Consider the following 19,673-nt stretch of genomic DNA (forward strand, 5'->3'; position numbering starts at 1 on the left):
GTGGCGGATCAGGAGTGGGGCGGTGTCAGCTGACCTGGATGGCCCGGTGCAGTACGGTCAGGCCCCGCTCCAACCGGGCGAGATCGATGGTGAGCGGCGGCAGTACCTTGATCACTTCGTCGTCGCGTCCGCAGAGTTCGACGATCAGCCCGGTCTCGAAGCAGCGCCGCTGGATCCGCTCGGCCCGCTCGGTGCCGCCGGCCGCCCGCAGATCGATGCCGAGGACCATGCCCAGCCCCCGGACGGTGATCGCCGGATCGCTGTCGCGCAGTTCGGCGCCGAACCGCTCCAGACGCCGGGCACCGACTGCGGCGGTGGTCCGGAATCCCTCCTGCCCCCAGAGTTCACAGGCGGCAGCACCGGCGACGAAGGCGAGTTGGTTGCCCCGGAAGGTACCCGTGTGTTCCCCCGGTGACCAGACGTCGAGCCCCGGTCGGAACAGCACCATCGACAGTGGCAGCCCGTACCCGCCGATCGCCTTGGAGACGGTGATGATGTCCGGCACCACGCCGGCATGTTCGAAGCAGAAGAACGTGCCGGTCCGTCCGCAGCCGGACTGGATCTCGTCGAAGATGAGCAGGACACCGTACCGGGTGGTCAACTCACGCAGCCGGCGCAGCCAGTCGGCCGAGGCCGGGTACACCCCGCCCTCCATCTGCAACGGTTCGACGATCACCGCGGCCGGGATGTCCAACCCCGACGACGGGTCGGAGAGCATCCGCTCCAGGTAGCCGATCGAGTCGAACGGTCCCGCCGGACCGTCCTCGTACGGCACGAACGTCACATCGGCCGTGCCCACCTGCCCGGCGGCGCGGGCCCGGCGGCCACCGCTGACCGCCAGCGACCCACGGGACATGCCGTGGTAGGCCCCGGTGAAGGAGACGATGCCACGCCGTCCCGTGGCCCGACGGGCCACCTTCAGTGCCGCCTCCACCGCATCGGTGCCGGTCGGACCGCAGAACTGCACCTTGTGGTCCAGCCCTCGCGGGGCCAGCACCTGCTCGCCGAGCCGGCTCAGGAAGGTCCGCTTCGCCACGGTGTACATGTCCAGGCCGTGCATCACGCCGTCCCGGGCGAGGTACTCGGTGATACGACGCTTGAGGTAGGGATGGTTGTGGCCGTAGTTCAAGGTGCCGGCACCACAGAAGAAGTCGGTGAACATCCGGCCGTCCTCGGCGTAGAGCTCGGCGCCCCGGGCGCGGTCGAACACCACCGGAAACTTGCGGCAGTAGTAACGCACCTCCGACTCCATCGCCTCGAAGAGGGAGAAGTCGTAGGCCGCGTTGTGTGGCGGTACCGTCTCGTCCACCAGAATGGTCATCGGTCCGGGGTCTCCTTGGTCGTAGTCGCCTCGTCGTCGAACAGGTCGTCAGGTGCGTACTCCCCGACCAGCAGGCGGGCGATCAGGCCGGCCAGGCGGGCGATGTGCGGGGGCGCATGACAAGGAAGTGGTCGCCGGGGATCCGGGTGTACGGTCACCCGTCGCAGACGTGGCTCGTGGTTGACCGGGGCAACCCCGACCTCTCGGGGCTGCACCTGGTCGCCCTCGACAGCGGTAGCCGCCGCTGATGCTGGGGCCCGGAGGCCCCGGATCACGTCAGCTGCGGGTGGTCAGCGACACCGACCCCAGGGCACCGAAGGAGGCCCGTACGGTGTCACCCGGCACGAGGTCCACGGCCGCCGCCCAGGAGCCGGAGAGCACGACCTGCCCGGCCCTGATCCCGGTGCCGAACCCGGACAGGATGCGGACCAGACATGCCACGGACTCGGCCGGATGTCCCATTACGGCCGAGCCCCGCCCCTCCTGCACGACGTGGCGGCTACGCAACTCCATGCGCGCGTCGGCCAGGTCCATCGTGTCGGGCGGCACGCCGGCGCCGACCACGGCCAACGCCGACGAGGCGTTGTCAGCGACGGTGTCCACGAGGCCGATCCGCCAGTCCTGGATCCGGCTGTCGAGTACCTCCAGCGCCGGCAGGACCTCTGCGGTGGCGGCCAGCACGTCGTGCGCGGTCACGTCCGGGCCGGTGAGGTCCTCCGCGAACCGGAACGCGACCTCGCCCTCGACCTTCGGCGCGATGAACCGGCTCAGGTCGAGGTCGGCACCGTCGTGCAGCACCATCTGGTCGGTCAGGTAGCCGAAGTCGGGATGGTCGATGCCGAACATCGACTGGATCGCCTCGCTCGTCGCACCGATCTTGAGCCCGACCAGGACCGCACCGGCCGCCAGATCCATCTCGCGTAGCTCGCTCTGGACGGCGTAGGCGTCCGCCAGATCGAGCTCCGGATGCCGGGCCGAGATCGGCGGCACGGCACGAAGGGTCCGTGCCGCCGTCCAGAGTTCCGACGCGAGTTCGCGGTGGAGAGACAGCGTGCTCGCCATTACTTGACCGCCACGAAGAGCCGGCCGCCGGGCACACCGAGCGGCACGCAGTCGGTCCTGGAGAAGCCTGCTGCCTGGAACGCGTCCAGCCACTGCTGCTCGGCCGGGAGGGTCACGCTCATGAAGCTGGCGTGCAGGTAGGTGAAGAGCGCGCTGAACCTTCGCTCTGCGGGGTCGGACGCGTAGGAGATCGCGTCGGCGACCGCCATGAACCCACCGGGAGCGAGCGCGTCACGGCACGCGCCCAGGACGGCCTTGGCCACCGCCGCGTCCGCCACGATGTCGTGCATGACGAAGCACGCCAGTACGGCGTTCGTGCCCTCGACCGGTCCCGGATCGTCTACGAGGGACTCGACCGTACGCTCGACGACCTGGAGCCGGTCGCTCACCCCTGCGGTGACGGCGGCCTCCCGCGCCGCGGCACACGCGGCACCGCTGCAGTCGAGTGCCACCCCGGTACGCGCCGGGTCCTGCCCGAGGAGCTTGATGAGCAACCCGCCGGCACCGGCACCGAGGTCGGCCACGTGCGAGGCACCGGCCGAGACGACCCGGTCGACGATCGGCGGGTAGAACGCCCGCTCGCCGATCCACCGCGAGCTGACCGCCACCCGGCGTCCGTCCCGCCGATGGACCCGGGCGGCCGCGTCGCGGTCGGTCAGGAACTGCCGGGCGTTGGCGAGAAACGGACCGTTCGCGCTCATGGCCCAGGACACGTATCCGGCCGCGTACCGCCGGTCCGGGTAGTCCTCGGCCACCTGGAACCGGTTCGGGCTATCCGCGCCGACCACCAGTCCGGCGGCGACCAGCGCGGCAAGGTAGTCGTCCACGCCGGCCGGTGGGAGATCGGCGACCTTGGCCAGATCGGCGGCGCTGAACGTGCCGCCCGAGTCCAGCAGCTGGTCCACTCCGATCTCCGCGCCGATCTGCAGCAGCGCGGCAACGGCAGCCAGGTCGGCCGCGTCGTCGAGCGAGGAATGGCGTTGCATTGCTCCTCCTACACCACTTGATGCGATCTGACGGCCGCTCACACCTGGCTCAAGACCTGATCGGCGGCCAGCGACATGGCGACCTCGATGATGATGTCCTCCTGGCCGGCCACCACCCGCCGGTTGCCCAGCTCCAGCAGGATCCTGCGGGGGTCGACGCCGAAGCGGGCACTCGCGCGCCGCACCGGCGCGGCGAACCCGGAGAACACGCCGGCGATCCCGCTGGCGATGGTGACGCTGTCGTTGGTGGGTACGTGCTTGACGAAACGCTCCTGTGCCACGTCGGCCGCGTCCAGCGCGCCGAAGAGCTGGATGCCGCTCTCGACCTGGTCGACATGCAGGTTGGCCGCGACGAGCTCGATCGGTGCGTTGCCCGCGCCCGCGCCGAAGCCGCGCGCCGTGACGTCGACGATGGTGGCCCCGGCCTGGATCGCCGTCATGCTGTTGACGACCGACATGCCAAGGTTGTTGTGCGCGTGGAAACCGACGGCGATGTCGAGGTTCTCGACGAGTTCGCCGACCTTCTCTCGGACCTTCTCCGGCGTGTACGCACCGGCGGAGTCCATCAGCACGACCGCCTCGGCGCCGTAGCTCTGCATGAGGCGGGCCTGTTCCACCAGCTTCGCCGCGGACGCCATGTGGCTCATCAACAGCATTCCCTTGACGGTGACGCCCATTGCCCGCAGCATCGTGATCTGCTGCCGGGTGACGTCCGCCTCGGTGCAGTGCGCTCCGACCCGGACCTCGTCCACGCCGCAGTCCAGCGCCGGCTTGAGGTCGCGCTCGACACTGGCGAACCCGGGGATGGACAGCGCGCCGAGCCGGGCGGTACGCAGCTCGGCCTTGGCGGCCCGCAGCATCTCGGCGTCGCTGAGCGCGGCCATGCCGACCTGGATGGACGAGGCACCGAGTCCGTTGCCGTGGCCGACCTCGACGACGTCCACACCGGCCGCCTCGGCCGCCCGCGCGTAGGCGCTGATGTCCGCGCGGCCGAGTTGGTGGGCGACCGCGTGGTTGCCGTCGCGCAGGGTCGTGTCGCAGATGCTGAGTTTCGGTGCGCCGCTCATGACCGTCCCCGTTCTGCCCGGGCCTCCGCGACCGCGAGGGCGGCGCACGTGATGATGTCGAGGTTGCCGGCGTAGCGCGGGAACCAGTCGCCTCGGCCTTCGACCTCCACCATGATCGTGACCCGGTCTCCGGCGGCCACCGGCGGGACGACGACGCGATAGCCGGGGACGTACGACCTGATCAGCTTCTCCATCATGCCGACGGACGCGCGCAGGGCGTCCAGGTCGATTCGTTCGGCGGTCGTCACCGCGATGGAGTTGCGCATGACGATGCCGGGCTCGGCGGGATTGATGACCAGCACGGTCTTGGTACGCCGCACGCCGCAGAACTCGATGGTCGCCTGCTCGGTGGTGTGCACGTACTCGTCCAGGTTGGCTCGGGACGCGGGGCCGACGCTGGCCGAGGCGCTGGCCGAGACGATCTCCAGGTAGTCGATCCCCTCCGCGGCCTCCGCCATGCAGTGGGCCATCGGAACCGCCGCCTGTCCCCCGCAGGTCACCATGCTGAGGTACTGCTCGTCGAGGCAGTCGTCCAGGTTGAGGGCCGGCACGCAGAACTTCCCGAGGTGCGCCGGCGTGAGGTCGACGAACGGCAGCCCGGTGGGCGCGATGAGCGACCAGTGGCGGGTGGCGTCCTCGGCCGAGGTCGCGTCGAAGACCAGGTCGATGTGCTCGGCGCGGGCGGTGATCGCGTCGATCCCGTCCACACTGGTGGGCACCCCGTGGCTGTCGGCCAGCTCGATTCCGGGTGATCCGGCGCGGCGTCCGGCGAACAGGACGCACTTCAGCAGGGGGGACGCCTCGACCTTCAACAGCAGATCGGTTCCGATGTTGCCCGTGCCCACGATCGCTACCCGAAGTGGTGGCGGGCTCGTATGGGTACTCATCCAGTTCTTCCTCTCGCCCGGCCGCGCCCGGCGGGCGCGGCCGGCATCCGTGACAACGGTCAGCCCTCTCCGAGCACGTCGGTGATGACGCGGGCGAGCTCGGTGACGAGCGGCGGCTTGATGACACTGAAGTGGTCACCCGGCACCCGGTGCACCCGCACACCGCCGGTGCAGAGCTCCTCCCAGCGCGCCAGGTAGTCCGGGTAGCTCTGACCGGACGTGACCTCGTGCTGGCCGCAGGCGAGTTCGTCGCTGACGATGAGCTCCAGCCGCCCCGGCCAGGGACGGTGCCGGTACTCGACGTCCACCTCCATGACCTCGCGCCAGATCCGCACCACCCGTGGCCATGAATCCCCCACGCCCCGCTCGGGCAGCGTGATGCCGGTCTCCTCGTCGATGTCGTCGACAAGGTGTTCGAGCAGGTCGAGGATTTCCCTACGGCGTTCCGGCGTATCGGCCTCGTCGCCACCGGTGCCCACCTCGTGGAGCAGCAGTTCGAGGCGGCGGATCAGGTCGAGCTCGCTCCAGGCGTCGGCGCGGGTGTGGATGTCCAGGCCCGGGTCGAGCAGGATCAGTGTCACCTCGTGCCCGTCCTCGACCAGCCGGTGGGCCATCTCGCTGGCGATGCCGCTGCCACCGCACCAGCTGAACAGCCGGTACGGTCCGTTCGGTTGGGCCCGGCGGAGTTCGTTGTCGTAACGTTCCGCCATCTCCGTGGTGGTGGGCGTACCCTCCGGGTGCGGGCCCGGCCATTCGAATGCCGCCACCGGCTGGTCCGGATGCAGGCACGGTGCCAGGCGCAGGTACCAGTGGGCGCTGCCGCCACCGGGGTGCACGCAGAAGAGCGGGGGCCGGCCATCGCCGCCGCGCCGCAGCCACATCATCGCGCCGGCTGGTGCCGCCGGGTCCTGGAGTGTCGCCGCCAGCCCGGCGACGGTGCGGTGTTCGACGAACGAGCCGAACGTCAACTCGTAGCCGTGCCGGCTGCGCAGCGTCGCGGTCAGCCGCATCATCGCCAGCGAGTGGCCGCCGAGGTCGAAGAAGTCGTCGTGTACACCGATCCGCTCGATGTCGAGCGCCTCGCTCCAGGCGGTCGCGATGTGCCTTTCGATGTCCGAACGCGGCGCGACGTACTCGACGTCGGTCACCGGCCGTGAGCCGTCCGGCGTCGGAAGGGCGGTCCGGTCGACCTTGCCGTTCCGTGTGTACGAGAAGTCGTCCACGGAGAGGTAGTGGTGCGGAACGAGGTGTTCCGGTAACCGCTCACGCAGGTAGTCGCGCAGCGCGGCCGCGGACACCACGGTCCCGTTCGCGGGGCGGGTGTAGGCGACGAGCGAGGCGTCCGGGGTACCGGCCCGGTGCACGGCGACCACTGCGGCGGCCACCGCCGGATGGGCGGCGAGGGCGTGCTCGATCTCACCGAGCTCGATCCGGAACCCACGGACCTTGACCTGGTGGTCGCGGCGTCCGTGGAAGTGCAGCGTGCCGTCGGGGTCACGGGAGACCACGTCGCCGGTGCGGTACATGCGATCCCCCGGTCGGGACGCGTACGGGTCCGGTACGAACCGCTCGGCGGTGAGTCCCGGCCGGTTGAGGTATCCGCGCACCACGCCCGCCCCGCCGAGCATCAGTTCCCCACGTACACCGGGGGGTACCAGGCGCAGTTCGTCGTCGACGACGTAGGCGCGCACGTTGTGCAGCGGAAGTCCGATCGGCGGCGGTGCCGTGTCCGTGGCCCGCAACTCCGCGATGGTGGCGACAACGGTGGTCTCGGTGGGTCCGTAGGCGTGCAGGACCCGAACCTGGCCGGCCCACCGCGCCGCCTGGTCGGCCGTGCATGCCTCACCACCGGTGATCAGCACCCGCAGGCGCGGAAAGGCGGCCGGGTCGAGGCGGTCCAGCAGCGGTGGCGGCAGGGTCATGTGGGTCAGCTCGGCCGCGTGGCGGCGCAGGTCACCGGGGTCGGTGTCCGGTGGGGGCAGCACCAGCGTCGCGCCGTTGGCGAGGGCCAGGAGGATCTCCCAGACCGACGCGTCGAAGCTGGGCGAGGCGAACTGCAGTACCTCGTCCCCGGCGTGCGCGTCCAGGACCCGCCGCTGGGCGTGGCAGAAGTTGAGCACGCTGCGGTGGGTGACCGCGACCCCCTTGGGCCGCCCGGTGGAGCCCGACGTGTAGATGACGTAGGCGAGGTTGTCCCCGCTGAGCTGTACCGCCGGCGGGTAGGCCGCCTCGGGTCGACCGTTCGCGAGGTCGGCGACCAGCACCGTCGCGGTCGTGCGCGGCAGCCTCGGGGCCAGGTCGGCATCGGTCAGTACGACCACGGGCGCTGCGTCGCGGATCATTTCGCCGATCCGCTCGGCGGGATAGGCGGGATCGAGGGGTAGGTACGCTCCGCCGGCCTTGAGAACTGCCAGCATCGCGACGATGAGGTCGATCCCGCGGGGCAGGTGGATGCCGACGACGGTGTCCGCCCGGACGCCCAGTTCTCCGAGGCGTACGGCGAGGCGGTCGGAGCGGTTGTCCAGTTCGCCGTAGCTGAGCATGGCGTCGCCGTGCCGCACCGCCACCTCGGCGGGCGCGGCGGCTGCGCGCTGGGCGACAAGGTCGTGGATGAACGGCGCCGCCGGGAACGGTTCGACGGGCTGGTACGCCTCGACCGCCCAGGCCCGGTCGGCGGCGCTCAGGCCGACGTCCGTGTCGCCGTCCGGGTCGGCGGCCATCGCCTCCAACACGTGCCGGTAGGTCCGGGCCAGCAGTTCGAGGTAGTGCCGGTCGATGTCTACGGGCCGGGCGCCCAGCCGCAGGACTCCCGGGAAGGTCCACACGTCCAGCCCGACGCTGCTCGGGCTGAAGTCGTCGACCATCTCGACCGACTCGGCGGGGCCGTCGAGTACGTGGAAGTCCAGGTACGAGAAGCCGACCCGTAGCAGTGGTGTGCCGTTGCCCCACTCCCGTTGCATGGACGGCAGCGGGTAGCGGCGGTGCGGCCAGAGGCGCGCCTCACCGGCGAAGACGGCCTGGACCAGCGCGCGCCAGGTACGGGCGGAGGTGTCGGCGGCGAACGGCACGGTGTTGAGGTACATGCCGAACACCTCGTCGCCGCGCAGCCGCTCGGGCCGGCCGTTGCACAGCAGGCCGCTGAAGAACCGCCGTCGGCCGGTGACGATGCTCATCACCTTCAGGTGCGCGGTGTGCAGCACGCTCTTCAGCGAGGTGCCGGCGGCAGCGGAGAGCCGGCGCAGTCCGGAACGCAGGTCGGCCCACGGCACCTCGATGATGTTCGCCGGGGCGTCCGACTCGGTGCCCCACTCCGGCGGGAGTTCGAGCCGGTCCGACCCGGCGACGGTCGCCGCCCAGAAGTCGCGGTCCGTCGTCGAGGCGAGGGACTCGCGCTCGCGGGCGACGAGGTCGGCGAACCGCACCGCCGGTGGTGGCGGCAGGGCGGGCTGCTCACCCCGGCGCAGCGTCCGGTACAGCGAGATCAGCATCGCCACCGTGGAGGTGTGGCTCCAGCCGTCGAGGATCGCGTGGCTCTCCGAGTGGGTCAGCAGCCATTCGGAGTCACTTGTCTGGTGTACGTGATAGCGCAGCAGCGGCGCCGTGGTGATGTCGAACGGCCGGACTCGTTCGTCCCGCAGGTGCGTGCGTACCACCTCCTCCTGCTTGTCGGGCAGTTGCCCGCGCAGGTCGTCGTAGTCGATCGGCAGGTCCACCGACGCATGGACGAGTTGCATCAGCTCGGAGTAGCTGGACAGGTCGAACGACGTTCGCAGGATCTCGTGCCGGTCCGTGAGGAGTCGGCCAGCTTCCCGCAGCGTGTCCAGCGAGAAGGACAGCTCGTCGTTGATCCGGTAGCAGGAGACGTTGCGGTAGACCGGCCGGTCGCCGCCGGACAGCATCTCGAACAGCATGCCCGCCTGGTTCTGGGTGATCGGATAGGCGTCGACAAGGCCGTCCGGCAGCCGGCTCCGATCCGCGTCGCTCACCAGCGCGAACCGGTCAATGGTCGGCTCAGCTTCCTCGACCGGCTCGGTCTGGACGACCACGCCCGCCAGGTCGGCCACGCTCTGGTGGGTGAACAGATCCTGGACCGACACCGCGAGGCCGGCCGAGCGCAGCAGCCCCACCATCCGGATCGCCCGCATCGAGTCGCCGCCGAGTAGGAAGAAGCTGTCCGTCACACCGACCGTGTCGATGCCGAGCGCCACACCGAACGCGTCGGCTATCCGCTTCTCAAGCTCGTTGCGCGGGGCGACGTAGCCGTCGCCCACGCCGCCGGGTGCCGGGTCGGGTGCCGGCAGGGCGCGACGGTCCACCTTGCCGCTGGCGGTCAGTGGCAGGGTGGGCAGGATCGCCCAGCGCGCCGGGACCATCGCGTCCGGCAGGCGATCAAGCAGGTACGCCCGTACCTGGTCGACGGTTTCCGGCCCGACAAGGTAGCCGACGAGCTGCTCGTCATGGACGACGACCGCCGCCGCCGTGACGCCGGGAGCCTCGTGCAGTACGGCCTCGACCTCGCCGAGCTCGATGCGCTGGCCACGGATCTTCACCTGGTGGTCGATCCGGCCGAGGTACTCGATGCTGCCGTCGCCCCGCCAGCGGGCCAGGTCGCCGGTGCGGTACAGGCGCCGTCCCGGCGCGGTGGCGAACGGGTCGGGGACGAACCGTTCGGCGGTCAGCGCGGCCCGGCCGAGGTAGCCCCGGGCGAGCTGTACGCCACCGATCAGCAGCTCACCGGGGACACCGACCGGGGTGGGCGCCAGGGCGGCATCGACGATGTAGGCGGTGGTGTTGGCGATCGGACGACCGATGGTGACCGGCTCGCCGGGCTCACACCGCACCGCGGTGACGTCGACCGCGGTTTCCGTCGGGCCGTACAGGTTGTGCAGCTGGCATCCGATCCGCTCGTGCACCCGGGCGGCCAGCTCGGGCGGCAGCGCCTCGCCACTGCAGATCAGCCGCCGCAGGGACGGCATCGGTCGGACGGGCTCGGCCAGGAAGGCCCGGAGCATCGACGGTACGAAGTGGACGGTGGTGATCTCCTCGGTCCGGATCAGATCGGCCAGGTACGCCGGGTCACGGTGCCCGCCGGGACGGGCGAGGACCAGCGTCGCGCCGGTGACCAGCGGCCAGAAGAGTTCCCACACCGACACGTCGAACCCGACCGGCGTCTTCTGCAACACCCGGTCGGAGGCGTCGAGCCGGTAGGCGTCCTGCATCCACAGCAGTCGGTTGACGATCGCGCGGTGCTCGATCAGAGCGCCCTTGGGGCGGCCGGTCGACCCGGACGTGTAGATGAGATACGCGGCGTGCTCGGGGGTGATCCCTTCGGACGGTGCCGGATCGCCGGCGGGCGATTCGTGGTCCCCGGTGGACATGAAGTCTTCGGTGATCACCAGGCGGGCGCCCGAGTCGCGCATCATGAAGTCACGGCGTTGTGCCGGGAGGTCGGGGTCCAGCGGCAGATAGGCCGCGCCGGCCTTCAGGATCGCCACCAGCGCCCGCATCAGGTCCAGGCCGCGGGGCAGGCAGACGGCCACGACGGACTCCGGTCCGACCCCGGCTCGGCGCAGGCGCCGCGCGAGGACGCCGGCCTCGGTGTGCAACCGGCGGTACGACAGTTCCTCGCCACCGAAGCGCAGCGCGACCGCGTCGGGTGTGCGGGCCGCCTGCGCGTCCAGCAGCTCGGTCAGGGTCGCGGCCGGGTAGCTCGCCGTCGTCGGTCCGTGGTGTTCGTCGACCACGACGGGGGTGGTGTCCGCCGGCGCCTCGGTCAACTGGTGGCACAGCGGGTGGTGGCGGTAGTCGACGGTGGTGTCGTTCCAGGCCCTGAGCTGGGCCGCTTCGGCGTCGGTGAGGATGGGCAGCCGGGTGACCGGGGTGTCCGGGTCGGTGGCGACCGCGGTCAACAACTGCCGGTAGTGCCCGGCCAACCGCTCCACGGTCGCGGTGTCGAACAGCGCCGTCGGGAAGTCCACCCCGCCGGAGAGGGAGCCGTCCGCCTCCTCGACCAGCCCGAGCGTCAGGTCGAACTTCGCCGTGGTCGGGCCGGCGGACAGCTCCTCCCCGACCAGGCCAGCGGCATCGAAGGCGGCTGACCCGCCCTCCTGGAAGAGGAACATGGTCTGGAACAGCGGATTGCGGGACAGGTCCCGCTCCGGGGACAACACGTCCACGATGCGCTCGAACGGCACGTCCTGATGGGACTGCGCGTCCAGCACCGTCTCCCGCACCCGGGCCAGCAACTCGACGAAGTTCGGCCCGCCGGACAGGTCGGTCCGCAGCACCAGCGTGTTGAGGAAGAGTCCGACCAGGCCATGCACCTCCAGCCGGTCCCGACCGGCGGACGGGGTGCCCACCGCGACGTCGGTCTGTCCGGTGTAACGGGCCAGCAGGATCTGGAACGCGGCCAGCAGCACCATGAACGGGGTGGCGTTGTGCGCCCGGCCCAGCTCCCTCAACTGGCCGGCCACGGCGGCCGGTACCGCGAAGGTGACCAGCCCGCCGTCCGGGTTCCAGACCGGCGGCCGGGGCCGGTCGGTCGGTAGTTCCAGCGATGCCAGCCCGGCCAGCCGGTCCCGCCAGTGGTCCACCTGCCGGTCCAGCCGGTCGCCGGCGAGCCGCGCCCGCTGCCAGACCGCGAAGTCCGCGTACTGGATGGGCAGCGGGGCGAGCGGCGAGGGCCGGTCGGCGACGAACGCGTCGTAGAGGGCGGCCAGTTCGCGGAGGATGATCTCCTCCGACCAGCCGTCGGAGGAGATGTGGTGCAGGCCGAGCACCAGGGCGTGCTCGTCGTCGGCGAGGCGGACCAGCCTCACCCGTAGCGCCGGACCGGCTGCCAGGTCGATCGGCTCCGGCACGGCAAGCAGCCCGGTCAGCCGCTCCTCGGCCGTGTCCCGGTCGGTGCCACCGAGATCGGTGACGGCCACCTCTACCGGAGCGGGCGGGTCGACGACCTGCGCCGGTTCGCCGTCGACCACGACGTACCGGGTCCGCAGGATCTCGTGCCGGGCCACCAGCGCGGCCAGCGCCCGGGACAGCGCGTCCCGGTGCAGCGGGCCGCGCAGCCGCAGACCGACGGACATCAGGTACCCGGTGCCACCGGGCTGCAACTGGTCGAGCATCCAGAGCCGGTGCTGCCCGAAGGACAGCGGCAGCGGGCCGGTACGGGGCGCCGGGGTGATGGTGTCGGCGCGGGTTTGCCCGGCACCGCGCAGGCGCCGTTCCAGCAGTTCCTGCCGCAGGGACGCGCTCGGGGCGTGGCTCGCGGTCACAGGTTGCCCTCCTTGGACAGCAGTTCCGCCACCTCGGCGTCGGAAAGCTGCGCGATCTCGTTCTCGATGGCCGTGTACACCGCATCGGCCAGGTCGGCCACCGTCGTCTGCTCAAACAGCAGGCGCAGCGGCAGGTCGATGTCGAAGCTCTGCCGCAGGTGCGCGAGCACCCGGGTGGCGAGCAGTGAGTGCCCGCCCAGGTCGAAGAAGTCGTCGTGGACGCCGACCCGGTCGACCTCCAGCACCGTCGCCCAGATGTCGGCCACCGTCTCCTCCACCGGGGTACGGGGGGCCTCGTAGGCCCGCCCGACGTCGGCACGGGTGGGTACCGGAGCCGGCAGCGCCCTGCGGTCGACCTTCTTGCTGGCGGTCAACGGCAGTGCGTCCAGCACCATCCACTGGGCCGGGACCATGTAGTCCGGCAGCCGGTCCCGCAGGTGGGCCCGGAGTTCACTGACCGCCGGCGGGGTACCGTCCCGGCAGACCAGGTAGGCGACCAGCCCCTTCTCCCCCGGCTGGATCTCCCGGGCCACCACCACGACCGCGCGGACCGCCGGGTGCTCCGCCAGGGCCGACTCGATCTCGCCCAGCTCGATCCGGAACCCTCGGATCTTGACCTGCTGGTCGATCCGGCCGAGGAACTCGATCGTCCCGTCCGGCCGGTACCGGACCAGGTCGCCGCTGCGGTAGAGCCGACCACCTGGCGCGGTGCCGAACGGGTCGGGGGCGAACCGGTCGGCGGTCAGTCCGGGCCGGTTCAGGTAGCCCCGGGCCAGCCGTACCCCGCCGAGCAGAAGTTCACCGGGTACCCCGACCGGCACCGGGTCGAGGTGTTCGTCGACCACGTAGGCCCGGGTGCCGGGGACCGGACGGCCGATCGGCAGTGCCGCCTCGGCCCGCTCGTCGGGCAGGTCGCCGGTGACCGGGTGCAGCAGGCAGGTGACGGTCGCCTCGGTGGGGCCGTAGTTGACCAGGAACCGGCCGGGCAGTCCGGTGGCCGCCCAGTGCCGGGCGTCGGCGACGGTCACCACGTCGCTGCCGACGTTCATCAGCTTCAGGTGCCGCAGCCGGTCGTCACCGGCCGGCAGGGTGTCCATCACCTCCCGGTAGTAGGCCGGGGTGATCTCCATGTGGGTGACCCGGTGCCGGGCGAGCCGGTCGGGCAGCTCGGCCGGGCTCCAGAAGACCGGGTCGCTGACCACCAGGGTCGCCCCGGCCAGCAGGGTGGCCATGATGCCGTCCATCGCCACGTCGAAGGTGAGCGCGGAGAGCAGTACCACCCGGTCCCCGGGACCGATGTCGTACGCCGCGGCGATGACCCCGCAGTGGTGGGCGTACGCGTCGTGGGAGATCATCACGCCCTTGGGCTGACCGGTGGAGCCCGAGGTGTAGATGACGTAGGCGAGGCTGTCCGGACCGGTCGACAGGGCCGGCGCGGTCGGTTCCCGGTCGGCGATGACCGCCCGGTCGGTGTCCACGGCGACCACGGTGACCCCGTCGGCGGCGACCCGTCCGGCGAAGTCCTCCTCGGTGACCACGACCGTCGCCCCCGCGTCGGCAAGCATGAAGCGCAGCCGCTCGGCGGGGTGGTCCGGGTCGATCGGGATGTACACCCCGCCCGCCTTGAGCACGGCCAGCAGCGTGACCACCACCTCCAGGCCACGTTCCAGGCAGACCGCGACCGGGACCTCCGGGCGTACCCCGAGCTCGCGTAGATGGTGGGCGAGCCGGTTGGCCCGGACGTCCAGTTCGGCGAAGGTCAGCCGCTGGTCGCCAAACTCCACCGCCACCACGTCCGGGTGCTGTTGGACCTCCTGTGTGAAGAGCTCCACCACCCCGGCCCCGACCGGCGACGCCGGGCTGCCGGCCCACGGTCCGAGCAGGTCCGCCCGTTCGGGGTCGGTGAGCAGGGTCAGGTCCCGCAGCGCGGTCCCCGGGGCGGTCGCCACCTGGGCGAGCAGGTGCAGGTAGTGCCCGGCCATCCGCTCCACCGTGCTGCGGTCCCAGAGCGCGGTGGCGTACTCGAACCAGCAGCGCAACTGGCCGTCCGGATGCTGCTCGACGGAGAGGGTCAGGTCGAACTTCGCCACCGGGTACGCGCTGTCGACGTGCTCGACGGTGGTCGGCCCGACGGTGGTGGTCATCCGCTCCAGGTGTTGGAGTTCGAACATGACCTGGAACAGCGGGTTACGGGACAGGTCCCGGTCGGGGCGCAGCGTGTCGACCAGTCGTTCGAAGGAGACGTCCTGGTTGGCGAAGGCGTCCGTCGCGGTACGACGTACCTGGTCCAGCAGCGTCAGGAAAGGTTGGTCGTCGGCCAGTTCGGTCCGCATCACCAGGTTGTTGACGAAGAAGCCGAGCAGGTCCTCGGTCTCCTGCCGGGTACGTCCGGCGACCGGGGTGCCGATCGCCACGTCGCGCTGCCGCGCGTACCGGCCGAGCAGCACCTGGAAGGCGGCCAGCAGCACCATGAACAGGGTGGTGCCCTGCCGGTTTCCGAGGTCGGCCAGGGCCCGACCGATGTCGGTGGGCACGTCGACGATGACGTTGTCGCCGGCCGGGTCGCGGGGCACCGGGCGGGGCCGGTCGGTGGGCAGCTCAAGGGGGGTCAGCCCGTCCAGTTGCCGGCACCAGTACGCCAGCTGCCGGTCCAGTTCGGGACCGGACTGTCGGGTCGTCTCCCAGGCTGCGAAGTCCGCGTACTGCACGGGCAGTGTGGGCAACGGAACGGGCCCGGCACCACCCACGGGCTCGGTGGCAGCACTGGCGAACGTCCGGTAGAGGTGGTCCAGTTCGCGCAGAAAGATCTCCATCGACCAGACGTCGAAGGCGATGTGGTGCAGGGTCAGCGCGACCAGGTGCTCGTCGGCGGCGACCCGCAGCACCAGGGCACGGATGGGATGTTCGTTGGCCAGGTCGAAGGGACGGCTGGCCGCCGCCCGTAGCAGCCCGTCGGCACGGTCGGCGGCGTCGGAGGCTCCGGTGAGGTCGACCAGTTCGAAGCCGACCGGCGTGGGTGCATCGACCACCTGCACCGGTTCCCCGTCGACCGCCTGGTACCGGGTACGGAGGATCTCGTGCCGCCGGATCATCTCGTCGACGGCCCGGCGCAGCACCGATACGTCGAGTGGTCCGGTCAACCGCATCGAGATGGGGATCAGGTATTCGACGCTGCCGGGCTCCAACTGGTCCAGGAACCACATGCGTCGCTGGCCGAGGGACAGTGCCAGTTTCCCGTCACGCGGAACCGGTTCGATCGCCGGCTGCGCGCCGGTGCCAGCGGGACGGTCGTCGGTCGCTCGCCCGTCGGCCGCCCGGTCGGCGTCGATCAGGGCGGCGAGTTCGGCGACGGTCGGCGCGACGAAGAGTTGCCCGACGGTCAACTCGACGTCGAGGGTGCGGCGCAGTCGCATCACCCCCCGGATGGCGAGTAGGGAGTGCCCACCGAGGGTGAAGAAGTTGTCGTGCCGACCGATCCGGTCGACGTCGAGCAGTCCCGCCCAGATGTCGGCGATGGTCCGTTCGACGTCGGTGGCCGGCGCCTCGTACGCCTCGTCGGTGCCGGTACGCGAGTCGTCGGGTGCGGGCAGGGCGGCCCGGTCCAGCTTGCCGTTCGCGGTCAGCGGCAGGGTGTCCAGACTGACCACGGTGGACGGGACCATCGCGGCGGGCAGACGGTCGGCCAGTAGCGTCCGCAGTTCGTCGGCATCGATCCGGGCACCGGCGGTGGGCACCACGTACGCCACCAGTTCGGCGTCGGCCGACGGTGACCGGTACACGGTCACCACCGCCGCGTCGACGTGCGGATGCTGACGCAGGACCGCCTCGATCTCGCCCGGCTCGATGCGTACCCCGTGCAGCTTGACCTGGTGGTCGAGCCGGCCCAGGTACTCCAGGCTGCCGTCGGTCCGCCAGCGGGCCAGGTCTCCGGTGCGGTACAGCCGCTCCCCCGGGCCGGTGGCGTACGGATTGGGGGTGAACTTCTCGCCGGTCAGGCCGGGGCGGCCCAGGTAGCCACGGGCCAGGCCGACCCCGCCGAGACAGAGCTGACCGGCCACCCCGACCGGTGCCAGCCGGTCGTCGGCGTCGAGGACCAGCACGGTGCAGCCGGGCAACGGCACACCGATCGGTACGGTCTCGGTCTCCTCGTCGCCCCGGTAACGCCACGCGGTCGCGTCGATGGAGCACTCGGTGGGGCCGTAGGTGTTCCAGATCTCCACGTCCAACAGGGCACGCAGTTGCCGACAGAGCGCCACCGGCAGCGGCTCACCGGCGGAGCAGACCAACCGCAGCGCCGTACAGCCGGACAGGTCGGACTCGTGCAGCAGCACCCGCAGCACGGACGGCACCAGTTGCAGCACCGTGACGTCGTGTGCCCGCATCGCCCGCAGCATCGCCCCCGGGTCACGGTGTGCGTCAGGTGAGCCGAGCACCACCGCACCGCCGCTGACCAGCGGAGCCAGGAACTCCCACATCGAGGCGTCGAAGCCGAGGGCGGTCTTCTGGAGTACCCGGTCGGTCGCGGTGAGCCCGTACTGTTCGACGGACCACAGCACCCGGTTGCGGATGCCGGCGTGGTTGATCACCACTCCCTTGGGCTGTCCCGTCGAACCGGAGGTGTACATGACGTACGCCGCCGCGTCCGGGTCGGTGGCGGGCGCCCAACCGGGTTCCATCCGGGCCTGGGCGATCTCGTCCCGGTCAGCGTCCACCAGCACCAGCCGGACGTCGGCGACCGGAAGCAGCTCCCGCAGGTCCGACTCGGTGAGCAGCACCCTGACACCCGCGTCGGCCATCATGAACGCCAGCCGGGCGACCGGCTGATCCGGCGCGAGGGGCACGTAGGTGCCACCGGCGAACAGCACCCCGAGCAGGGCGGTCACCAGGTCCGCTCCCCGGTGTACGGCGACTCCCACCGGGGTGCCGGCGCGGACCCCGACGGTGTGCAGGTGGGCGGCGAGTGCCCGGGCCTGCGTGGCAAGCTCGGCGTAGCTGACCTCTCGGCCGTCGTCGGTGATGAGCGCAGCCGCACCGGGGGTTGCCTCCGCCTGGGCCAGGAAGAGTTCCGGCAGCCCCGGCCCGGGTGCCCGATCGGTGCCCCGGCTCCAGTCGGCGACGAGTTCGCGGTGTTCGTCGGGGGACAACAGGGCCAACCGCTGCACCGGCGACCGCGGGTCGGCGGCGATGTCGCCCAGCAGGCTCAGGTAGTTGGCGGCCATTCGTCGTACTCCGGCGCGGTCGAAGAGCGCGACCGGGAAGAGGACCTCGCCGTGGTACGCACCGTCGGGCTGCGTGACCAGGTGCAGGGACAGGTCGAACGCGGATGACGTCCACGAGGTGGGGTGCTCGGTGACGGTCAGGCCGGGCAGCGTGAACCGGGTCCGGTCGGCTTCGTGCATCCCGAATCCCACCTGGAACAGCGGGTTTCGGGACAGGTCCCGCTCCGGGGCCAGCTCGGCGACAATCCGGTCGAACGGCACCTCCTGGTTGCTGTAGGCGTCCAGGGTGGTGGCCCGTACCTGGTCGAGCAGGTCGAGGAAGGAGCCCCGGCCGGCAAGATCGGTCCGGATCACGACGGTGTTGACGAAGAGCCCGATCAGGTTCTCCAGCTCGACCTCGTTGCGGCCCGCCACCGATACGCCGACTGCGACGTCGGTCCGGTCGGCGTACCGTCCGAGCAGGAGCTGGAAGGCGGCGAGGAAGACCATGAACGGGGTCGCCCCCTGCTCCCGGCCGATGCCGGTCAGTACGGTGGCGATGTCCGCGGGGACCGTGAAGGTCAGGCTGTCGCCGGCTGCCTGCCAGTGCGCTGGCCTGGGCCGCGCGACGGGAAGGTCCAGCGGGGTCAGCCCGGCCAGCCGGCTCCGCCAGTAGTCGATCTGTTCGTCGCCCTGCGGTCGGGACAGCCAGGAGTCGCGCTGCCAGGTGGCGAAGTCGGCGTACTGCACCGGCAGCGGTGGCAGCGGGCTGGGCCGACCGGCTGTGAACGCCGCGTAGAGGGTGTGCAGTTCCTGGGCGAAGATGCCCCAGGACCAGCCGTCGAAGGCGATGTGGTGCACCACGAAGAGCAGCACGTGGTCGTCGGCCGCGCAGCGGATCACGTGGAGGTGCAGCGGCGGCTGGTCGCGCAGGTCGATCGGGGTGTGCAGGGCGGTCGAGATCTCGTCGCCGAGGCGGCTCTCCTGCTCGACGGTCGGCAGCGCGGCCAGGTCGACGAGGCGTACGTCGACCTGAGCAGGTGGGTCGATGAGCTGGACCGCGGTGCCGTCCACGGTGCCGTACCGGGTGCGCAGGATCTCGTGCCGGGTGACGATCTCGGTCAACGCGGCCTGCAACACACCGGTGTCCAGGGGGCCACGCACCCGTACCGCCTGGTGCAGCAGGTACTCGCTGGCACCGGAACGCAACTGGTCGACGAACCAGAGCTGTTCCTGCGCCGGTGACACGGCGTAGCCATTCGCGTCGTCTGGTAGCACCGTCCCGCCGGTGCCGACGTGCCGGCTGTCGCCGTCTGTCATTTGTTCCGCCTCCGTGTCCGGGCCGGCACCCTCGGATGCCGCAGGGATTGCTGTTCTTCCTCAGGGCGTGGAGGCACCGGTACCTCTGCGCGTCGCTACGTCGGCCATGGGTCAGGTCCGTCCGACTGACCACCGGTTTCGCAGCAGGACCCAGCCTCGCCGCGCAGGGGGCAGGCGGGAAGAGAAGCCTCGGCAAGGCTCGCTACGCGTTTTTCTGCCGGTCTTTCTCTACACCCGCCGACCGCCCACCGGCAGGGTTTGTCCGGCAGTGGGAGCAGTGCCGTGTCGTACGACGCGGCTGCCCTTTCGAAGGAGGAGCCGGCATGTCCGACGAGAACGCCGACGGGCGCACGTACCGGGTCGTGGTGAACGACGAGGAGCAGTACTCGACCTGGCTGGGAGACCGGGAGCTGCCACTGGGGTGGCACGCGGAGGGCACCGAGGGAACCCTCCAGGAGTGCCTCGCCCGGATCGAAGAGGTGTGGACCGACATGCGCCCGCTGAGCCTGCGCCGGCGTATGGAGCAGGCGGCGGGCCGGTAGTCGTGACGGATGGCAA

General features: G+C 70.9%; 9 protein-coding genes. 1 reads left to right on the plus strand and 8 read right to left on the minus strand.

The genetic code is table 11. From position 1 onward, the window contains the following. Positions 1 to 25: 25 nt before the first annotated feature. From ACFQ4H_RS01360 to ACFQ4H_RS01395, 8 genes are all read right to left on the minus strand, one after another. Positions 26 to 1,321 carry an aspartate aminotransferase family protein gene (locus ACFQ4H_RS01360; RefSeq protein WP_377565950.1) on the minus strand — a complete coding sequence of 432 codons (1,296 nt, stop codon included), beginning with the start codon at positions 1,319 to 1,321 and terminating at the stop codon, positions 26 to 28. Beyond that, positions 1,318 to 1,536 (minus strand): hypothetical protein, encoded by a 219-nt coding sequence (locus ACFQ4H_RS01365; protein WP_377565952.1) that lies wholly within the window; start codon positions 1,534 to 1,536, stop codon positions 1,318 to 1,320. The genes ACFQ4H_RS01360 and ACFQ4H_RS01365 overlap by 4 nt, the downstream gene beginning before the upstream one ends. A gap of 61 nt (positions 1,537 to 1,597) precedes the next feature. Further along, positions 1,598 to 2,383 carry a 2-keto-4-pentenoate hydratase gene (locus tag ACFQ4H_RS01370; RefSeq protein ID WP_377565954.1) on the minus strand — a complete coding sequence of 262 codons (786 nt, stop codon included), beginning with the start codon at positions 2,381 to 2,383 and terminating at the stop codon, positions 1,598 to 1,600. Next, positions 2,383 to 3,369 (minus strand): methyltransferase, encoded by a 987-nt coding sequence (locus ACFQ4H_RS01375; RefSeq protein WP_377565957.1) that lies wholly within the window; start codon positions 3,367 to 3,369, stop codon positions 2,383 to 2,385. The genes ACFQ4H_RS01370 and ACFQ4H_RS01375 overlap by 1 nt, the downstream gene beginning before the upstream one ends. 38 nt (positions 3,370 to 3,407) lie before the next feature. Further along, positions 3,408 to 4,436: a 4-hydroxy-2-oxovalerate aldolase gene (dmpG, locus tag ACFQ4H_RS01380; RefSeq protein ID WP_377565960.1), complete on the minus strand. Its 1,029-nt coding sequence runs from the start codon at positions 4,434 to 4,436 to the stop codon at positions 3,408 to 3,410. Continuing rightward, positions 4,433 to 5,323 (minus strand): acetaldehyde dehydrogenase (acetylating), encoded by an 891-nt coding sequence (locus ACFQ4H_RS01385; RefSeq protein ID WP_377565962.1) that lies wholly within the window; start codon positions 5,321 to 5,323, stop codon positions 4,433 to 4,435. The genes dmpG and ACFQ4H_RS01385 overlap by 4 nt, the downstream gene beginning before the upstream one ends. 59 nt (positions 5,324 to 5,382) lie before the next feature. After that, positions 5,383 to 12,597: an amino acid adenylation domain-containing protein gene (locus ACFQ4H_RS01390; protein WP_377565965.1), complete on the minus strand. Its 7,215-nt coding sequence runs from the start codon at positions 12,595 to 12,597 to the stop codon at positions 5,383 to 5,385. Then, entirely contained in the window at positions 12,594 to 19,115 is a 6,522-nt protein-coding gene (locus tag ACFQ4H_RS01395; RefSeq protein WP_377565968.1) for an amino acid adenylation domain-containing protein, read from the minus strand. Before ACFQ4H_RS01395 ends, ACFQ4H_RS01390 begins: the two co-directional genes overlap by 4 nt. Before the next feature lie 323 nt (positions 19,116 to 19,438). Between ACFQ4H_RS01395 and ACFQ4H_RS01400 the strand changes: the two genes are divergently transcribed. Beyond that, complete coding sequence (locus tag ACFQ4H_RS01400; protein ID WP_377565970.1) at positions 19,439 to 19,657, plus strand: MbtH family protein; 219 nt, start codon at positions 19,439 to 19,441, stop codon at positions 19,655 to 19,657. Positions 19,658 to 19,673 lie beyond the last annotated feature (16 nt).

It is taken from the genome of Micromonospora sonneratiae (genome assembly GCF_042679305.1).
Classification (GTDB): Bacteria; Actinomycetota; Actinomycetes; order Mycobacteriales; family Micromonosporaceae; genus Micromonospora_H; species Micromonospora_H sonneratiae.

Bases quoted from the DNA above. Each gene is read 5' to 3' on its own strand.
- ACFQ4H_RS01360 (WP_377565950.1), bottom strand. From the start codon at position 1,321: ATGACCATTCTGGTGGACGAGACGGTACCGCCACACAACGCGGCCTAC.
- ACFQ4H_RS01370 (WP_377565954.1), bottom strand. From the start codon at position 2,383: ATGGCGAGCACGCTGTCTCTCCACCGCGAACTCGCGTCGGAACTCTGG.
- ACFQ4H_RS01375 (WP_377565957.1), bottom strand. From the start codon at position 3,369: ATGCAACGCCATTCCTCGCTCGACGACGCGGCCGACCTGGCTGCCGTT.
- dmpG (WP_377565960.1), bottom strand. From the start codon at position 4,436: ATGAGCGGCGCACCGAAACTCAGCATCTGCGACACGACCCTGCGCGAC.
- ACFQ4H_RS01385 (WP_377565962.1), bottom strand. From the start codon at position 5,323: ATGAGTACCCATACGAGCCCGCCACCACTTCGGGTAGCGATCGTGGGC.
- ACFQ4H_RS01395 (WP_377565968.1), bottom strand. From the start codon at position 19,115: ATGACAGACGGCGACAGCCGGCACGTCGGCACCGGCGGGACGGTGCTA.
- ACFQ4H_RS01400 (WP_377565970.1), top strand. From the start codon at position 19,439: ATGTCCGACGAGAACGCCGACGGGCGCACGTACCGGGTCGTGGTGAAC.